The sequence below is a fragment of the Micromonospora fiedleri genome (assembly GCF_016774385.1).
GTDB lineage: Bacteria > Actinomycetota > Actinomycetes > Mycobacteriales > Micromonosporaceae > Micromonospora > Micromonospora gifhornensis.
In genome coordinates, this window is the sequence record NZ_JAETXL010000011.1 from 36,182 (window position 1) to 53,658 (window position 17,477).

A 17,477-nucleotide genomic window follows, 5' to 3' on the forward strand; every position below is an offset into this window, starting at 1 on the left:
ATGGCTCCTCACGTGCGTGACGTTTGTCGACGCCAGCAGGACGGCCAGGGGCACCGATCGGTTCACCCGCGACGTGAGAAAACCCGGGCGTGGGTACGTGCGGCCCGGTGGTCAGCGGGGCGAGGCCGGGCTGCCGGCGATCGGGGCGGTCACGATCGCCGAGCCGTCGGTGAGCCCGACGGTGATGAAGGACAACTCGTCGACCGGCAGGGACGTCTCGCCGGCCACCTCCTGCGGCCCGGACGTGGCGGTCCAGTCCCGAACGACGTGGGTGGCACCGTCGCGGGTCACCGCGAACAGCCGGTACCGGGTGCCCTGCCGCAGACCGGTGGCGGTGATCCGGATGGTGGAGCTGCCCTGGTCGCCGGCGGTGATCACCACCGAGAGGCTGGCCCCGTAGCCCGGAGCCTCCCCCGTGCCGGTCAGCACCGGGTCGGCCCGGGTGGTCCATTGGTTGATCGCCACCACCCCGCCGGCCAGCGCCAGGACCACCGCCGCCGCCGCGGCCCAGAGCCCACGCCGTCGGTACCACGAGCCGGCCGTCGTCGCCGGACGCGTGCCGGAGGTACGCCGACCGGTCGGGCGGCTGCCGGACGGACGGACCGGCGCAGGACTCGCCGCGCCACCGCGCTGCCGTGGCATCGGCACCTCGGACGGGCCGGCAGTGGCGTCGGTCGGGCCGGTGTTGCCGGGATCATCGGTCTGCGGGAGCTCAGCGACGCCGGGGGACGGCACCTGCGCGGAAACGGTGGGCTCGGGCGCGCCCGTCGACGCCGTCGGGCCGGACCCGGACGGCGCCGGACCCGCCTCGGCGGAGAAGTCGGACGGTGCGTCGTCGGTCGGCAGCGACCAGTCCACATCGGCCAGGCCGGCTAGGCCACTGATCGAGGGGCCGATCTCGGCCGCTTCGTCGAGGCAGTGCCAGCAGTCGGCGAGGTGTGCCTCGAACGACTCGCGCTCGGCGTCGTCCAAGGTGCCCATCAGGTAGAGGGCAAGCCTCTCCTGATCGGCCACGGAGTGATCCCCGCCTACGCGCATCCAGCCCTCTCCTCAACGGGTCGGCACCACGCGGTGTGTCTGTCTGGGCCCGGGCGACCTCGGGATCAGGACGACTCGGTCGAGCCGATGGCGGCGTGCAGTGCGCGTACCGCGTAATAGGCTCTGGATTTTACCGTACCTTCGGGTATCCCCAGGCGCATCGCCGCCTCGGCCACCGAGGCACCTCGGTAGTACATCTCGATCAGCACCGCCCGGTGCTCCGGGCTGATCTTGCCGAGGGCGAGCCGCACCGCGTGCACGTTCACCACCCGGTCCATCTCGTCGTCGGTGGTGGGGACCCGGTTCAGGTCCGGCAGACTGACCTCGGGTGGTCGGGCCTGCCGAGCGCGCATCGCGTCGATCGCGACGTGCCGGGCCACCGTGTAGAGCCACGGGGCGATCTTCGACGGGTCGGCGGCGAGCCGGTCGGCGTTGCGCCAGGCCCGCAGAAACGTCTCCTGCACGAGGTCCTCGGCGAGTTCCTGCTGCCCGAGCAGCAGGCGGGTGAGGAACCGGTGCAGGGGTCGACGGTACTCCTCGACGATCTGCCCAAGCAGGGTCTCGGTGGCGGGTGTCTCGACGGTGGCGCTGTCCGATGAAGACGGTCCGATCGACTCGTTGGGCACCGTCGACACAAACCGCCTCCCTGACGGACGGATGGCATCCTGCCGGCCAGGGGGACGATGCGCGCCCTCGCGGCCCTGACAGCGAGCATAGTCGTACGGACTCGGGGTGACGCCGTCGAGGTCGACCGCCCGACGGCGACGACATCGACGGCCGCGATGACCGGCGAATCGATCCAGCTCAGCATGGTGATACTCCATTCCGGACGGTACGGGTCGATCAGGTGCCGCTGCCTCGTTGACGGATAAAGGGGACCGCCGGTTCAGTCCCGACCGACACCGATTGAGAGAATCCCCGTCGGCGGTGAACGCCAGACGATGGAAATCCGTCACGACAGGTGTCGCCACGCCGAAAGGGATGGCCCGTGACCACCGACCTCGTACGTAAGACGTTCAGTCTCGGCCGGATGCCGCGCAAGTTGCTCGCGGCGCTGCTGGCCGCGCTGGCGGTTCTCTCCGCCGTCGTCGCCACCATCAACTGGGGGGTCGCCTCTGCCCGCGATGACACCGTGATCGGCGCGAAGGTCACCGACCGACAGTTCAACGCCATCGTCGCCGCGGCCCGCTCCTGCCCGATGCTCACCCCGGCGCGGATCGCCGGGCAGTTGATGGCCGAGTCGGGGCTGGACAACCGCGCGCGGGACACCGCCTCCGGCGGCAGGGGCATCGCCGGTCTGGACGACGAGGACTGGAAGACCTGGAAGCCGTGGCCGGACGCCCGCCGCTCCGACATCTCCGCCAACGTGCTGGCGCTGGCCCATCAGATGTGCGACTTCAGTGGTCAGCTCCGCCTGGCCGGCATCACCGGTGACCAGTGGCGGGTGGCGGTCGCCGCCTTCCACGCCGGGCTGCCCGCCGTCACCCGGGCCAACGGCGTGCCCGCCGACGCCGTCGAGTACGTCGACCTGGTCAGCGGTTATGCCGGGTACTACGGCCAGCTCAAGCAGTTCGGTGGGCCCGGGGTGCCCGCCTCGACGGCCCCGCCGGCCAGCGACACCAAGGGGGTGCCCGCCCCGTACGTCCCGTTGGTGGTCACCGCCGGGACGGTGTGCGAGCAGATCACCCCGGCGATGGTGGCCGCCCAGGTGATGGCGCTCTCCGGCTTCGACCCCCACCGGTTGGGTCCGGCCGGGCAGCGCGGCATCGCCCAGTTCCTGCCCGAGGTGTGGCGCAGCTACGGTCCGAGCCGCGGCTCCGCCTGGGACCCGGAGACGGCGATCCCGGCGGTGGGCGCCACGATGTGCGCGCTGATCGACGAATTGTCCAAGCTCGACGGTGACCCATACCTGCTGGCGCTGGCCGCCTACCGCAACGGTCCCACCGCCGTACGCCAGAGCGGTGGCAGTGTCGACCAGCCGACCGAGACCTTCCTGCGCGCGGTGAAGGCGCTCACCGACCTGTACGTGCTGGACACCCGGCTGGCCCGGCCCGCGCCGTCGGGCGATCCCAGCACCGCACCGCCCTCCTCGCAGGCCCCGGACCCGGAGCCCAGTGAGCCGCAGGCGAGTTCGTCGGCCAAGCCGTCGTCGGCACCCCCGACGTCGCGGAACACGGCACCGTCCGAGCCCGACGAGGCGAAGCCGACGACCGCCGCGCCGAAGACGACGGCACCCAAGCCCCAGCGTCCCTCCGGGGCCAAGCAAATCTTCCATCCGCGGACCGGGCTCTGCGTCAGCTCCGGCACCACCGGCGACGGCACCCGACTGGTGTTGCGCAGTTGCCAGGAGGATCCGTCGCAGTGGTGGGTGGTCCGCGACGACGGCACCATCCGGTCCCGCGGGCTGTGCATGGACATCGCCTGGGGCGACTCCATCGACGGCACTGCCATCCAGGTGGCGATCTGCAGCGGCAACCCGGCGCAGTCCTGGCGAATCAATGACAAGGGCGGCATCATCAGCACCCTCAACGGCAAGTCCGTCGACGTCGAGATGGGCGCCAAGGACAAGCCGCTGGAGCTGTGGATCTACGTCGGCAACGCCGAGCAGACCTGGAAGCTGCGCTGACCGCGAACCGCTGAGAACACGACATCGGGGTACGGACCGCGGTCCGTACCCCGATTCGTCGCCACCCGGCCGATCAGCTGTAGGCGCGCCGCCGGTGCAGGCCCAACGCCAGGAAGGCACCGCCACCGAGCAACGCCACCCCGATCAGGACGAGGGTGGCCATCCCGCCGCCACCGCCGCTGCCGCCGCTCGACCCGGCTCCGGTGGGCTGCTCGCCCTCCAAGGTGCGGGCGAGCGACACCGCCGGGTTGATCATCCCGGCGCCGTACCTGCCGTCCGGGGTCTGGTCACCCACGGCGTCGGCGGTGTTCCGGATGCGCTCCTCGATCTGGGTCGCGTTCAACTCCGGGTAGGCGGCCCGCACCAGCGCCGCCTGGCCGGCCACGAAGGCGACCGCGAAGCGGGTGCCGCTGTAGCTCAACGTGCCGGCCTTGCCCGGTCCGATGCCGAGCACGTCCGCGCCGGGCGCGACCACCTCCACCGCGTCCGGCTGGTACTCCTCGACCAGCTTGTTGTCCGCGCCGACCCCACCGACCAGCAGCAGCGCGCCGGTGGCCTTGGGCTCGCTGGCCGTCGGCAGCGTCACGGGCTTGGTCGGTGCGCCCGCCACCACGACCACGTCGTGGTTGAGCGCGGTGGTCAGCGAGGCGGCGACCGCTGGGGCGGACAGATCCACATGCGAGCCGAGGGCGACCACCGAGGCGCCCGCGCTCACCGCCACCTCGATGGCGTTCGCCGCGTCCGTGGGCCGGGCGGTGCCTGATTTGCCGACCATCCGGACCGGTAGGACGGTGGCGTCCGGGGCGAGACCGACGGGCGTCTGCTGGATGCCGGTGTTCGCCGCGATGATGCTCGCCATCGCGGTGCCCGTGCCCAGACAGTCGGTGTCCCCGCGCCCGTTGCCGACGGTGACGTCCGCGCCGACCGTGACCCGGCCGCTGAGCTGCTCGATGCGGCCGTCCACACCCGAGTCGAGGACGGCCACCATGACGCCGTTGCCCCGGCTGAGGTCCCACGCGCCGTCGATGGCCAACCGCAGTTGGGCCCAGTCGGAGCGGCTGCTGGAGCCGGCGACCGCGGTGCAGCCCGCGGCGCTGCCCGTACCCGACGGTGACGGGCTCTGGCCGGGGCTGCGCGACGGTGACGGGCTGGTGGCCGGCGGCGGGCTGGTGGCGGACGTCGGGGCGGTGCCGGGTTTCGCGGTGCCGCTGGGCCGAGGGCTGGTGGTGGGCTTGTTCGGTTCGGACGGAATCTGCCCGTACTTGACCCCCTCGCCGACGGCGTCCCAGGGCAGCACCAGGTACCAGCCTCGGTTGAGTCGGGCCGGGTCGGTCAGGCTCGCCCCGTCGGGTTGCACCCGGCCGGCGTTGAGGTTGTAGATCTCCGCGGAGCGTTCACCGCTGCCGAGAAACCGGGTCGCGATCTCGGTGAGGTTCTCCGGCTGACCCTGGTACGCCGACGTGACGACGTAGTACTTGACGTACGCCTGCGGGTCCAGTGGCGCCTTCCGGGCTGTCGCCGTGCCGGCCATCGCCACGACCATGCAGCAGACGACCACCATGCCCGCGAGCAGGCGTCCTACGTTGGGGCGCTTCGCCAGCACTGATGTTCCTCCTTCAGTAGCCCGGCCGAAAGCCCGGCCGACACGCTCTACAGCGGATCTGGACCGTATCCGTTCAATACGATCGAGGAAAAAACGCTCGAACTCGGCTGAACCAGCGGCCAGTGACCATCGTCATGATGACGCAAGGGCCACGAGACCAGATGATGTGGTGGTTCGCCGGCCGTCACCCGCACGCTGTAAACCTGCGGACGTTGGTGAAAGCAGATGTACGCCACGACCATGACGATCGACGCGGACGATGACCAGCCGGTGGTTGCACACCGCTTCGACCCCCGCCGCCACCGGCGGATTCCCGGCCTGTTCGATCTCTGGCTGACCTCCGGTGCACGCGGTGGGTTGGTGCTGCCGACGAAACCCGACCGGCCGCTGACCGCGCGGGCCATCACCGAGTTGGTGCTGCGCTCCGGCGAGGCCGCGGACGACGTACGGATCCTCACCGACGACGGTGCCCGGCACGCCGAACTGTTCAGCGAGGTGGCCGGGCTGCTCGCCCATGACGTGCTGGTCAGCCCCGAGGGTGCGGAGATCCGGCAGCACGGTGGGCGCGGCGGGCCGCTGCACGCGGTGCCGGTCGACCGCGAGGCCCGCCGGGCCCGGGACTGGCTGGTGATCCAGCCGCCGGATCTGGCCACGCCGCTGCCCGGCTGGTTCACCGTCGAACGTGGTCTGGTCCGTCCACGTAAGGGGGTGGTGAGTCTGCCCCTGCACGGCGGTGCCGTCCTCGCCACCCGGGCCGACTTTGTCGCCCGGCGGGCCACCGCGCACCGGCTCGGCACGACCGTGGGCGGGCTGGTGACCGTCGCGGTCACCGCGCGGGCCGGCGGCTTCCTGGTCGGCGACTACGGCGGTACGCAGCGGGTCTACCGCGGCGACCAGCTCGCCGCCCTCCTCGGCGACCTGCCGCTGTACGGCAGCGATCTGCGACTCTGGCTGACCTGGCCGTCCGATCCCGAGGAACAGCACAGCCTCGGCACCCATGCCCGGGAGCTGGCCGAGACCACCGGCGCCACGGTCTGGACCCCGCCGCCGGGTGGTAGCGCGGAACTCGTCGACGGCCGCCACGATCTACGGGCACTCGACCACGCGGGGCGGCCCGCCGAGTGGCACGCGTACCGGCCGCCGTTCGCCGCCGGTCCACCGGCACTGCGGACCACCCCGACCGGTCTGCTCGTGCCGGCGTCGGCCCGGCTCAGCCTCACGCTGACGTCCCCACCTGACATCGAGACGGAGCAGACCGACCCGTCGCCGGCCGTCGGGTCCCCTGCTCCCCCACCAGTCGAGCCGTCACCGGACACCACGGCCACCCAACCGACCGACCGGATCCCGCAGGCCGCCGAGCCGACGAAGGCCGACGAATCCGTGGACCAGGCAGCGGCGCTGCCTGACGAGCCGACGAAGCAGGTGTCGGCGCAGGCCGACGAGCCGGTGCAGCGGATGCTGGCCGCGGTGGAGTCGGCGGGGGCGGGTGTTCCGGCGACTCCGCTGGCTCGTCCCGCGCTGACCGGTGAGGATCGTCGCGCGCCCGGGTACGGTCTGCGGTGGCTGTCCCCGGGGCAGCAGGTCAACGCCGAGCGGTTCGAGGCGTTCGTCGCCTCGCCGGTCGACGCTCAGACGGTCGGCGAGGGACTGCCCGGTGCCGAACTCTTCCTGCTCGCCTTCCTCGACCCACGGTCGGTGCCCGAGGGCCGCCAACTGCTGCGGGTACGGGTGGATCCGGGCGGGGCGATTCCGATGTCCGCGCTTCGCGCCCGGCTGCCCGCACGCCTGCAACACCTGCGTGGGCTGCGGGAGGCGTACCTGCTGCCGGCGGCGCGGCTGGACCGGGTCGTCGCGGTGGACACCTTCACGGTGGACCCGGCCGGCGAGCTGACCTCGACCGGGGAGTGCGCGCCGGAGCCGCTCTGGATCCGGTGCGGCTCCCCGGCCCGGTTGACCGCCGGCCTGCCCCACGAGGTACGACGCTGGCCGGCCTTCGGCACCCGTCGGGCCTACGCGCTGCTGCCCGCCGACCGCGTCCGCCTGCCGCGTCACTGGCTGCGGTTGTACCGTCGCCAGCCGCCGGTCACGGCAGGGCGGCTGATGGTGGAACTGCGGGTACCGAGGGGACGCACGATCGACGTGACGGCGACCGCCGACCTGCTCGCCCCGCTGAGCCGGGTCCGTAGCCGGGCCGAGGCGCTCCGCGCCGCGCAGGTGGAGTTGATCCTGGCCAGCCGCTCCTACCCCCGGGTGCGGGTACGCCGCGCGTACCGGGCCGAGGCAGGTGCCTGGCAGCGGGTGCCCCGCCTGGAGCAGGGTCCGCTGCCGAGCGTCCTGTCCCGGCTTCAGCCGCCGAGCTGAGCGGACCACCGGCCGTACGGCACGGCACCGATCACCAGCGGGATGCAGCGGCCCCGGGAACCGGCGGCTAGGCCGGGCAGGCCCGCGCCGCCGTCCGTCGGCATCCCGGCGCCGATCACGACGTACGGCTCGGGCCCGAGGTCGTCCGCCGCAGCCCAGGTGGCCAGCCGGCGGCAACCGTCAGGAGGTTCGGCACCGAGCGCGTCACCGACGACGGCGACGCCGACCCCGGCCTCGCGCAACTGCCGGGCATAGGTCGCGGCCAGCCGGCGGCAGTCGTCCATGACACCGACCAGGGTGAAGACGTCCGGTGCCCGGCGCAGGTCGATCTGCAGGCGCCACGGGCCCCGGCGGCCCAGCACCAGCGGCACCGTCGCGGCGGACGCCTGCTCATCGTCGGCGAGCCAGGCGTAGGCGGCGGTGGTCGGACCGGTCGTCACGCCGACCAGGCGTACCAGGATCGGGCCGAGGGCGGTGGCGAGGTTGGTGCGGACGTACGGCACCTCGCCCTCGCCCGGCAGCGCCGGTCGGGCCGACCCACCCTCGTCCCCCGTCGTCGTCCGCTCCGTCGCCACCGGGGCGGCGGACGTGGTCGTCGGCAACGCGGTCGTTGGGGTGCCTGGTGGGGTTTCGGGGACGGCTGCCGGCGGGGCAGCCGATGCCGTTGACCGCGGGGCAGCGATCGGGGGCCAGTCCGCCGGGGGCGTCGACGACGCGGGACCCGGCCCGGGATCAGGCAAAGCGGCGGGCTTGGCGGGATCGGGCCGAGCCGACGGCGGCGGCCCGGCAGGCGTCGACCGACCGGGTGCCGGCGACGGAGTCATCGGCACTGCCACGGTCGGCGATGGCCGTGCCGCCGCTGCCGAGCCCGCCGGGGCATCAGGCGGGGACGGCGGGGGGTTGGGCGAGGACGCGCGTGGGGCAGGCGAGGACACGGGAGGATCGGGCGGGGACGCGGGTGGGGCAGGCGGGGGCGCCGGCGGGGTGTCCGAATTGGCCGCGAGTTCGGCTGGGGTGGGGGTGTGGTGGCGTTGCGGCGGCCACGGGCCGTCGTCGAGGGTCACCGATCGCATCCGGTACGCCCGTCGGGGCAGCACCAGGATCGCGACGACGGCGAGCACCAGGGCGAGCGCTCCGGCCCCGACGCGTACCAGATCGGGGGCGGCATCGGCCAGTTTCGACGGCGCGGCCTGGATCCACGGGGTGGTGTCGGCCGGGGCGGTCGGATCGCCGGCCGGAGCTGCCGTGGCCGGCGGCGGGGCGGCACCGCCCGGTGAGGGTGGCGGAAGGGACGGTGAGGGTGGCGGGAGGGTTGGTGAGGGCGAGCCGGCACGCGGCGACGGTGTCGACGGGCTCGGCGTCGATCGCGGGGCCGGCGGGCGGATCGCGGGCAGGCGGCCGGTGCGTACCCCTGGTCCGTCCGCGTCCTTGGGCAGTACGAGGATCCAGCCGGGCGCGAGTTCGACGCCGTCGGTGAACGTCGCTCCGTCGGGCTGTTCCCGGCCCCGGTTGAGCTCGATGATCTCCCGGAAGCGGTTGCCGTTGCCGAGGGTCCGCAGCGCGATGCTGTACAGGTAGTCCCGCTGGCCGTCGACCGGCGGCCCGACGACGTAGTACTTGCCGGTTTCCTCGGGCACGGCGGCGGTGGCCGGCGCCTGCGCGGCGACCGGGACGAGCAGGACCGCCAGCAGCACCGACAAGGCCCACCAGTGATTCGCCTGTCGACCGCACGCCAGGTGCGACCTCGCCGGCGTCTGCGGGGCCGACCTCGACGCCCGGCCCCGACCAGCTGACTGCATTCCTGTCTCTCCGTCTCCTCGCACGCCGTGGCCCACCGGGGGGCGGACCGTGCGTACCCGTCTGGTCAGCGACGCTGCACAGTGGACCGGTCCCACCAGTCCCGTCGGCGGGATCTCCGCCGGGGACGGGCAGGATCATCGCACCGGTGGAATCCGGTCGGGCTCAGCGGCCCACCGGCCGCCAGGTCTGGTTGGCCCGACCGGGGGCACATTCCCAGGTCTGGAGGGCAGCGCCGTCGGCGGTGTTGCCGCCGCGTACGTCGACGCACCTGCCCGAGTGGGGATTACGCAGCATCCCGGCCTCGACGACCCAGACCTGCGCCGGACCGCCATTGCAGTGCGCCAGTTGCACCTTGGCGCCGTTGTCGCGCGACGCCCAGGCGACGTCCATGCACTTGTCGAGCGCCATCAGGGATCCGTTGGGGCCGTGCGAGAACCGTTGGGCCGGGCTGTCGTTGCACCTCCAGAGCTGCAGTCCGGCACCGTCGGCGGAGATGCCGCCGGGCACGTCGACGCATTTGCCCTGGTAGCCGCGCAGCGCGAAGGTCGAGGCGGGCGAACCGGCGGGCTGCTCGACGGTCCGGCGTACGGGAGTCCCGCCGCCGCGGAAGGTGACCACGAAGTCCGCGCATCCGGGGCAGCTGAGCACGGTCTCGTTGCCCGGCACCCGGTCGTGGGTCGACCACAGGTAGGCGCGCGGACCGAAGGGGCGCAGCGCGGCGGTGTAGGCGCTCTCGGAGTCCCGCTCCGGGTTGACGCAGTTGATCCGGTCGCCGCGCTGGGGGTCGATCACCGCATGCGCCTCGGGGCAGGCCGCGAGCAACTGCCCACCGGAGCAGTCCCACCTGACGCAGGTTCCCGCCACCGGGGCGGGCGGGCCGCCGGGCGTCTCGATCGTGATCGTCAACGAGAGCGCGTCGACGTAGCTGACGTTGTACCAGGGTGCCCCGGAGTTGTGCTGGTCGAAGTTGAACTCGGCCAGGCTGACCGGTTCCGCGCCTCGCTCGCAGCGGTCCGGGTGGACGCCGCAGTCACCCACCAGGCAGCGGAAGGTGCTGCCGGGTTCTCCGCTGCACCGCTGCCGGGCGAAGAACCGGCCACGCCAGTGGCCCGGCCGACCGTCGTCCGGGATGACGATGGTCGCCGACTCTCCGGGGCGCAGGACGGGCAGGCCGGTGATCGGTCGCGAGCCGTCGGCGCTCTCCCCCGCACCGATCCACAACGTCTCGCCGGTGGAGTTGACGAACGTGACCCGTTCCCCGACGACCGCGTCGGATCTGCTCGACATGACCACGACCAGGCCGAGGGCGAGCGTCAGGATGGTCAGGAGGGCGATCCTCCCGCCCAGTCGTGCCTTGCCGCCCGGGAACAAGCCCGTACTCACCGTCATGCCGCCCTCCGCTGGCTGAACAGGCGGACCCACCAGGTCCGCGGGGTGTGTGCGACCGGCGCACGCCCGCATGACGGCGCACGACGGCCCTCGGTTCAACCGCACCCGGCCCTGGTTGGCGAAGATCGATGTCGACCAACCGGCAAAGATCGATAAATGCGCAATTACGAGTAAGCGAATCGCGTACGCGTCCACCTAACGTAATCGTCAAATTACCCAGCTCTCTGGATGGAGTCCACATGACAGTGGCCAAGGAGCATGCCGCTCGGCGTGGAGTGATCGGCGCGATCAACGAAGCGCATCACCGTGCGGTTCTGGGGCTGTACATGGTCATCGTGCTCGCCCACTGGGCCGAGCACCTGGTTCAGGCGTACCAGATCTGGGTGCTGGGTTGGGCCCGGCCACAGGCGCGCGGCGTCCTGGGCATGCCGTTCCCGTGGCTGGTCAGTTCCGAGTGGCTGCACTACGGGTACGCGATCGTCATGCTCATCGGTCTGTTCGCCCTGCGTCCCGGTTTCGTCGGGCGGGCCCGCACCTGGTGGACGATCGCCCTGGCGATCCAGTTCTGGCACCACATCGAGCACCTGTTCCTGCTGTTGCAGGTGCAGGCCGGCTTCCTGCTGCCCGGCACGTCGGTGCCGACGAGCTTCGCGCAGCTCCTGATCCCCCGGGTCGAACTGCACCTGTTCTACAACTCCATCGTGTTCCTGCCGATGATTGTCGCGATGTACCTGCACCTGCGCCCCAACGAGCAGGAGTTGCAGTTGCAACGATGCAACTGCACCCTGGAGGGCCGTCAACGGCTCGCCGCCACCAACTCCGGCAGCTGACCGGCCATCATGTCAGCCGGGCGCCGCACGCTGGCCATCGTCACCGCCCTCGCCTCCGTGGGGGTCGCCCTCACCGTCGCCGCGGTCGTCCGGCAGTCCGACGGCAGCCCCGCCCGGGTCCTCTCGGTGGACCCGGGCGACGGTGCCGCGCTGGCCTCCGCGCCGGACGCGGTCGTCCTCCGGTTGTCGACCGGCGCCGACTCGGCGCTGTCCCACGTCACCGTGCGCGACAACGCCGGCAACGCGGTCAACGACGGCCGGGTACGCGCCGACGGGAAGACCGGGCTGCGCCAACCGGTACGGCTCACCGACCCGGGCGACTACAGCATCGCCTACCACATCACCTTCTCCAACGGTCAGGACGCCACCGGCATCCTGCGCTTCAGCGTCGGCACCGGCGCACCGCCCCAGGGCATCGTGGACGTCCCCGACCCGATCCTGGACGACGCCGACCACGCCCACGGCATCGACCCGTTGGGCGCCACGCTCCTGGTCATCGACGGCCTGGTGCTGGTCGTCGTCCTCGCGCTGCTGCTGCGCCGGCCCGCCCGTCACCGACGACCGCCGGCCCGCGCGCCGACCGTCTCGGCCGCCTCCGGTCACCTCGACGGGCCACCCGACGAGCCCGCCGGCCGCTGAACCACTCGACCGGCCCGGTCGGTGCTGATCACCGACCGGGCCGGTTCCGTGTGCATTGACGTCTCGGTGGCCGTAGGGCCGGCTCCCACCCCGCGCATCCTCGGGTGTGCGCACCGGCTGTCCCACGGCCGTGAGCACGACGAAAGTGGTGCCTGCGAGGGCCTCCGCCCGGCGCGAACAGGTCGACCACCGTCGATCGCTCGCCTATTTGTGGCCCGGCCTGCGAATCGGGCGAACGGCGACCGACGACGGCGACCGTACGCGCCGATCCGGGCGGTCATCATTGCGCTGACGTGCGGCGGAGCACCGTCCAGTGACGCACTCGGAGAGATGCGACGGCCGTTGCGCCACTGTGATTCTCACAGGTGACGGGCTGCGCCGTCCGGCACCCGCTTCCGGCGGGATCGCCCTCAACACGCAGCAGGGTGCCCACGGCGTGGAGTCGCCGACCAGCCGACATCGAGGAGTGCGCAGTGCCAGCCACCGACGTCTGGAATGCCGCAATCCTCGCCCCGGACACCCGCACCATCTGAGGCCTGACGCGCCTCTGACGGAAGGAGTCACCCGTGACCACCAACAGCCTCGGACCGCAGGTGTCCGCCGACGACCGGGCCGCTGTCGCGGCCCTGCCCGAGCGGGTCGTGCAGGCGTGGGCGGCGAACGACGCCGACACCTTCGCCGGTCTCTTCACGCCGGACGGCACCATGATCCTGCCCGGCGTGACCCGCAAGGGCCGCGACGACATCCGCGACTTCATGGCGCAGGGCTTCGCCGGCCCCTACAAGGGGACCCGCGTCACCGGGCAGCCCTTCGACATCCGCTTCATCGGTCCCGACGTGGCGCTGCTGCTCACCGAGGGCGGCGTGCTCGCCCCGGGTGAGACGGAGGTGGCCGCCGAGCGGGCCATCCGCGCCTCCTGGCTGCTGGTTCGTACCCCGGATGGCTGGCAGTTGACCGCGTACCAGAACAGCCCGCGCGACGCGCGCTGACTGTGCACGTCCTTCGGCGCCCGGTCGAAGGTCCCGCTGACCGGTGCCGTCCAAGGTGTCCCATCTTTCGAGTGAAGGGCAGGAACGAACGTGCGTGTACTGGTCACCGGCGGCACCGGTTTCATCGGCTCGCACACGGTCGCGGCGTTGCTGCGGGCCGGGCACGAGGTGCGACTGTTGGTTCGTGACCCCGACACGGTCGGGCCTGCCCTCGAACCACTCGGAGTGTCCACCGCGGACGTGGCGACCGTCGCCGGTGACGTGACCGACGCGCGGTCGGTCGGCCGGGCGGTGGACGGCTGCGCCGCGGTTCTGCACGCCGCCGGGGTCTACTCGTTCGACACCCGCCGTCACGCGCAGATGTGGCAGGTCAACGTCGGGGGCACCGAGGTGGTGCTCGACGCGGCCCGCGCGGCCGACGTCGAGACGATCGTGCATGTGTCCTCGGTGGTGGCCCTGGCACCGACCGGAGGGGCTCCGCTCGCCACGGATCTGCCGGTGGGCCGCCCACGGGAGCGGTACATGGCCACCAAGGCGGCTGCCGAGGAGGTCGCCCGGCGGCACCAGGCAGCGGGATCACCTGTGGTCATCACCTACCCGATGGCCACGCTGGGCCCACACGACCCGTACGTCGGTGATCAGGTGGCCCGGTTGCGGGCGCTGTTGCGCGGGCAGCTGCCCATCTGGCCGGGCGGCGGGTTTCCGGTGGGTGACGTCCGCGAGGTGGCCGACCTGCACGTCGCGGCGCTGCGACCCGGGCCGGGTCCGCGACGCCTGCTGGCACCGGGACGGGCCTTGTCCACCCGTGAGTTCGTCGCGGCCGTCCGCGAGGTCACCGGCCGCCGGTTGCCGGTCGCCTACCTGCCGTCGGCGGCGGTGCTGCCGGTGGGGGCCGCCGCGTCCGCGTTCCAGCGGATCTGGCCCTGGCACGTCCCCGTCGAGTACGGCGCGGTCTACACCTGTCACTGCGACCTGCGTACCGGCCCGGAGGTGCCCGCGCCGACCCGCCCGGTTACCGAGACGATCCGGGACACCGTCGCGTGGTTGTACCGCACCGGCCGCATCAGCCGGCGACAGGCCGGGCTGGCCGCCGACGCCGCCTGACCCGGCGACGGCGTCACCTCCACCGGCGCACCCTCCTTCGGCGATCCGTCGCCAGCGTGCCCTGGTGCTGGCCGCCCCGGCCGTCGGCGCGGCTACTGTGCCGTGTCTGCGACGGCTCCGAGGTCTGCCCGGCCCTCCGCCGCCTCGACCAGGGTGGTCATGCCGGCCAGGGTGTGGTGGGTGAAGCACTCGCGCAGCGGGACCGTGACCCCGAAGCGGCGCTGGATCCGCCGGACGAGCTGGGGGACGAGCATCGAGTGCCCGCCGGCGTCGAAGAACGAGGTGTCGGCCGCGAACGGACCGGTGCCCAGCAGCGCCGACCAGATCTCGGCCAGTCCCTGTCCCACCGGGCTGTCCACGGGCCGTCGCGCCGCTGCCGATCTCGGTGCGGGCGCGCGGCGACGCTCCCCCTTGCCGGTCGCCGGTCCAGGCAACGCCTCGACCGGGTCGCGGCGGCCACGCAACTCCAGCAGCCCGTCCCAGCGCCAGCGCCCGAGGTCACCGGTGCGGTACCAGCGCAGGTCGCTGTCGTCGTCCGCTTCCCCGTCGGGGGCCCGGAAGGCCGCCAACCGCCGGCCACCGTCGTCGAGGTAGCCGTCGCAGATGTAGCGGCTGCGCACCACGATCTCGCCGGTAAGGCCCGTCGGGCAGGGCTGGTCCGCCTCGTCGAGGACCAGCACCTGCCGTCCGGGAATCGGGCGGCCGATCGGCACGCTCGCCGGCACCGGGCCGGTGATCTCGTGCCAGGTGGCCGCGATGGTCTCGGCGGGGCCGTAGAGGGTCGCCAGCCGGGTCGCCGGCAGCACCCGCCGGAAGCCGTTCACCACCTCGTCCGACAGCGTTTCGCCGGTCAGCACCAGCCGACGCAGGCTGGTGGGCCGGTCGGCGGGCTCCCGGGCCGCGAGGACGCCCAGCAGCTCCCGGGCGAGGCTCGGCACCGTCTGCAGGAAGGTGATGCGCTCCCGGACCAACCAGTCGACCAGCTTCTCGGGGTGCGCCCGGATGCGGACCGGCACGGGATGCAGGGTGCCGCCGCCGACCAGCGTGGCGACCGTCTCGCACAGGCTCGGGGGGTGCTCCGGGGCGAGCCACTGTGCCACCCGGGCACCGGGCGTCAGCTCCAGGGCGTCGGCCATCCAGGTGACGAACTGGGCGAGCGCCGCGTGGTCGTGGGCGATGCCCGCCGGTCGCCCGGCGCAGTCCGAGGCGTACGCCACGTAGGCCGTACGGGTAAGGTCGTGGGTCGGCGTCGGCGCCGTTGTCGACGGGCGGGGCAGGCAGGTCACGTCGACCAGCCGGCCGTCGAGTTCGTCGCGGAACCAGCGGGCCAGGTCGTCGTCCGGGTCCTCCCCCGTGCGGAGCAGACAGACCGGACGCAGCTGCGACAGGATCGCCCGGCCGCGCTGACCGCCGTCGCCCGTGCCGAACCAGACCAGGTGACCACCGGCGCGCAGGACGCCCAGCGACGCGGCGAGCTGCCACGGCCCGGCCGTCATCCGTACCGCCACCGGCGCGCCCTCGACGGCCAGCCCGCGCAGGTACGTGGCCACCGCCGCGGTGCGGCGCTCCAGTTCGCCGTACGTCCACCGGCCGTCCCGGCTGGCCACGGCGACGGCCTCCGGGGTTTGTCCGGCACGCCGACGGACGATCTCGTGCACGGGCAGCGTTTCGGCGCGCGGGCCGTCGGTCGAGCCGACAAGGGTCGGGCCGTCCAGGGACAGCCGATGCACCGGCGTGTGCGGTGCGTCGAGCGCGGCCGACAGCAGCGTGCGCACCTGCCCGAGCAGGCCGGCGGCGGTGGCGGAGGCGAACCGGTCCGCGCGGTGGCTGAGCGTGCCGGCGACCCTGGGCCAGGTGCTGCGGACGGTGATCGCCAGATCCGCGACGGTGGGGCCGAGGTCGGTCACCGCCGTCGGCACGACACCGGCACCGGCCAGCCGCAGGTCCGCCTCCGGGCCCGGAAGGGCCAGCAGGACGTCGCAGAACGGCACCCGCCTCGGGTCACGCTCGACGGGTAGTTCCCGGACCAGCCGGGCGAACGGCAGCTCCCGGTGTCTGGTGGCGGCCCGCAGCACGGCCGCGGACCGGTCCACCGCCTCGCTGAAGGTGGGGCCGCCGCCGAGATCGGTGGTGAGGACCAGCAGGTTGTCGCAGGGGCCGACGAGCGCGGGAAACCCGGGCGGTGGCACCGGTACCGGCATCGCGACGGTCACCCGGTCGTCGTCGCCGTACCGGTGCAGGACCGCCTGCACCGCGGCCAGCAGCACCGCCGCCGGGTTGGCCGACCGGGTCCGGCAGTAGGTGGCCAGCTGGTCGGCGAGGGCGGTGCCCCAGTCGAACGGGACCAGGCCGGCGGGCCCGGCCGGGCGGGTGGCGCCGTCGTGGTCGACGGGCAATGGCACCGGTGGCGGCAGCGGGGTGAGCTGCGCGGTCCACCAGTCCAGCAGCCGGCGGCCGACCGGGCCGTCCACCAGGTCACGCTGCCAGCGGGCGTACTCGGCGTAGCGCAGCACCGGGGCCAGCGACGCGGGGGTGACCGGGCCGGGGCGTACCTGCGCGGCGTAGCAGATGGACAGCTCGTCCACGATTATCGAGATCGACCGGTCGTCGGCCACCGCCCGGTGCAGCGCCAGCACCAGCCGGTGCGTGGCGGGGCCGGTACGCACCAGCGTCAACCGGGCCAGCGGCGTGTCGGTGGCCCGCTCCGGGACGGCGGCGGCCGCCGTGCAGACCCGGTCGACGGCGCGTTCGCGTTCCGCGTCGGCCAGGTGCCCGAGGTCGACGTGGACGAACGCGCCGCTGCTGTCGGCGGAGGCCACCGGCTGCGGGACGCCGTCCACCTCGACCAGCCGGGTCCGCAGCACCTCGTGCCGATCCAGCAGTGTGCGCCAGGCCGACCGCAGCGCCGGTACGTCGATCGTCCCGTGCAGGTGCCAGGTGCGGACCAGCCGGTGCACACCCCGGTACGGGGCGAGTTGCTCCAGCAGCCACACACCGTCCTGCACCCAGGAGGTCGGGCCCGGCTCGACTGCCACCTCGACGTCGCCGGTCAGCGTCGTTTCTCCGCTCGTTGCCACGGACGAATCGTGGCATGTGGA

At 72.9% G+C, this 17,477-nt stretch carries 12 protein-coding genes; 6 read left to right on the forward strand and 6 right to left on the reverse strand.

What is annotated here, in order from left to right:
• Positions 1-111 precede the first annotated feature (111 nt).
• Both JMF97_RS26175 and JMF97_RS26180 read right to left on the reverse strand, forming a co-directional pair.
• Complete coding sequence (locus JMF97_RS26175; RefSeq protein WP_203223941.1) at positions 112-1,014, reverse strand: zf-HC2 domain-containing protein; 903 nt, start codon at positions 1,012-1,014, stop codon at positions 112-114.
• Between the two features lie 89 nt (positions 1,015-1,103).
• A complete protein-coding gene (locus JMF97_RS26180; protein ID WP_013733462.1) occupies positions 1,104-1,673 on the reverse strand; it encodes a sigma-70 family RNA polymerase sigma factor in 570 nt (189 codons plus the stop codon).
• A gap of 353 nt (positions 1,674-2,026) precedes the next feature.
• Here JMF97_RS26180 and JMF97_RS26185 point away from each other — a divergent pair, with 353 nt between their 5' ends.
• The gene (locus JMF97_RS26185; protein WP_203223942.1) at positions 2,027-3,664 is read left to right on the forward strand and encodes a ricin-type beta-trefoil lectin domain protein; all 1,638 of its coding nucleotides are present in this window, start codon (positions 2,027-2,029) and stop codon (positions 3,662-3,664) included.
• A 73-nt stretch (positions 3,665-3,737) separates the two neighbouring features.
• Here the strand turns inward: JMF97_RS26185 and JMF97_RS26190 are convergent, their stop codons facing one another.
• On the reverse strand, positions 3,738-5,267 hold the full coding sequence (locus tag JMF97_RS26190; RefSeq protein ID WP_203223943.1) for a S8 family serine peptidase: 1,530 nt from the start codon (positions 5,265-5,267) through the stop codon (positions 3,738-3,740).
• A 240-nt stretch (positions 5,268-5,507) separates the two neighbouring features.
• On the opposite strand from JMF97_RS26190, the gene JMF97_RS26195 reads away from it, so the two are divergent.
• Entirely contained in the window at positions 5,508-7,628 is a 2,121-nt protein-coding gene (locus JMF97_RS26195; protein WP_238360187.1) for a hypothetical protein, read from the forward strand.
• Here JMF97_RS26195 and JMF97_RS26200 read toward each other — a convergent pair.
• Together JMF97_RS26200 and JMF97_RS26205 are read right to left on the reverse strand one after the other, a co-directional pair.
• Positions 7,613-9,322, reverse strand: a complete 1,710-nt coding sequence (locus JMF97_RS26200) for a hypothetical protein (RefSeq protein WP_203223945.1) — start codon at positions 9,320-9,322, stop codon at positions 7,613-7,615. The two genes, JMF97_RS26195 and JMF97_RS26200, sit on opposite strands and share 16 nt — an antisense overlap.
• Before the next feature lie 268 nt (positions 9,323-9,590).
• A complete protein-coding gene (locus JMF97_RS26205; RefSeq protein WP_203223946.1) occupies positions 9,591-10,817 on the reverse strand; it encodes a ricin-type beta-trefoil lectin domain protein in 1,227 nt (408 codons plus the stop codon).
• 239 nt (positions 10,818-11,056) lie between these two features.
• On the opposite strand from JMF97_RS26205, the gene JMF97_RS26210 reads away from it, so the two are divergent.
• The 4 genes from JMF97_RS26210 to JMF97_RS26225 all read left to right on the forward strand — a co-directional run bounded on the left by JMF97_RS26210 (position 11,057) and on the right by JMF97_RS26225 (position 14,379).
• Positions 11,057-11,647 (forward strand): hypothetical protein, encoded by a 591-nt coding sequence (locus tag JMF97_RS26210; protein WP_203223947.1) that lies wholly within the window; start codon positions 11,057-11,059, stop codon positions 11,645-11,647.
• 9 nt (positions 11,648-11,656) lie between these two features.
• Positions 11,657-12,286 (forward strand): copper resistance CopC family protein, encoded by a 630-nt coding sequence (locus JMF97_RS26215; RefSeq protein ID WP_203223948.1) that lies wholly within the window; start codon positions 11,657-11,659, stop codon positions 12,284-12,286.
• A gap of 566 nt (positions 12,287-12,852) precedes the next feature.
• Positions 12,853-13,275 carry an SgcJ/EcaC family oxidoreductase gene (locus tag JMF97_RS26220; RefSeq protein WP_203223949.1) on the forward strand — a complete coding sequence of 141 codons (423 nt, stop codon included), beginning with the start codon at positions 12,853-12,855 and terminating at the stop codon, positions 13,273-13,275.
• Between the two features lie 90 nt (positions 13,276-13,365).
• The gene (locus JMF97_RS26225; RefSeq protein ID WP_203223950.1) at positions 13,366-14,379 is read left to right on the forward strand and encodes an SDR family NAD(P)-dependent oxidoreductase; all 1,014 of its coding nucleotides are present in this window, start codon (positions 13,366-13,368) and stop codon (positions 14,377-14,379) included.
• Positions 14,380-14,471: 92 nt separating this feature from the next.
• Here JMF97_RS26225 and JMF97_RS26230 read toward each other — a convergent pair whose 3' ends face one another.
• On the reverse strand, positions 14,472-17,456 hold the full coding sequence (locus JMF97_RS26230; protein ID WP_203223951.1) for an AMP-binding protein: 2,985 nt from the start codon (positions 17,454-17,456) through the stop codon (positions 14,472-14,474).
• Positions 17,457-17,477: the final 21 nt, after the last annotated feature.

Bases quoted from the DNA above. Each gene is read 5' to 3' on its own strand.
- JMF97_RS26195 (WP_238360187.1), top strand. From the start codon at position 5,508: ATGACGATCGACGCGGACGATGACCAGCCGGTGGTTGCACACCGCTTC.
- JMF97_RS26205 (WP_203223946.1), bottom strand. From the start codon at position 10,817: ATGACGGTGAGTACGGGCTTGTTCCCGGGCGGCAAGGCACGACTGGGC.
- JMF97_RS26210 (WP_203223947.1), top strand. From the start codon at position 11,057: ATGACAGTGGCCAAGGAGCATGCCGCTCGGCGTGGAGTGATCGGCGCG.
- JMF97_RS26215 (WP_203223948.1), top strand. From the start codon at position 11,657: ATGTCAGCCGGGCGCCGCACGCTGGCCATCGTCACCGCCCTCGCCTCC.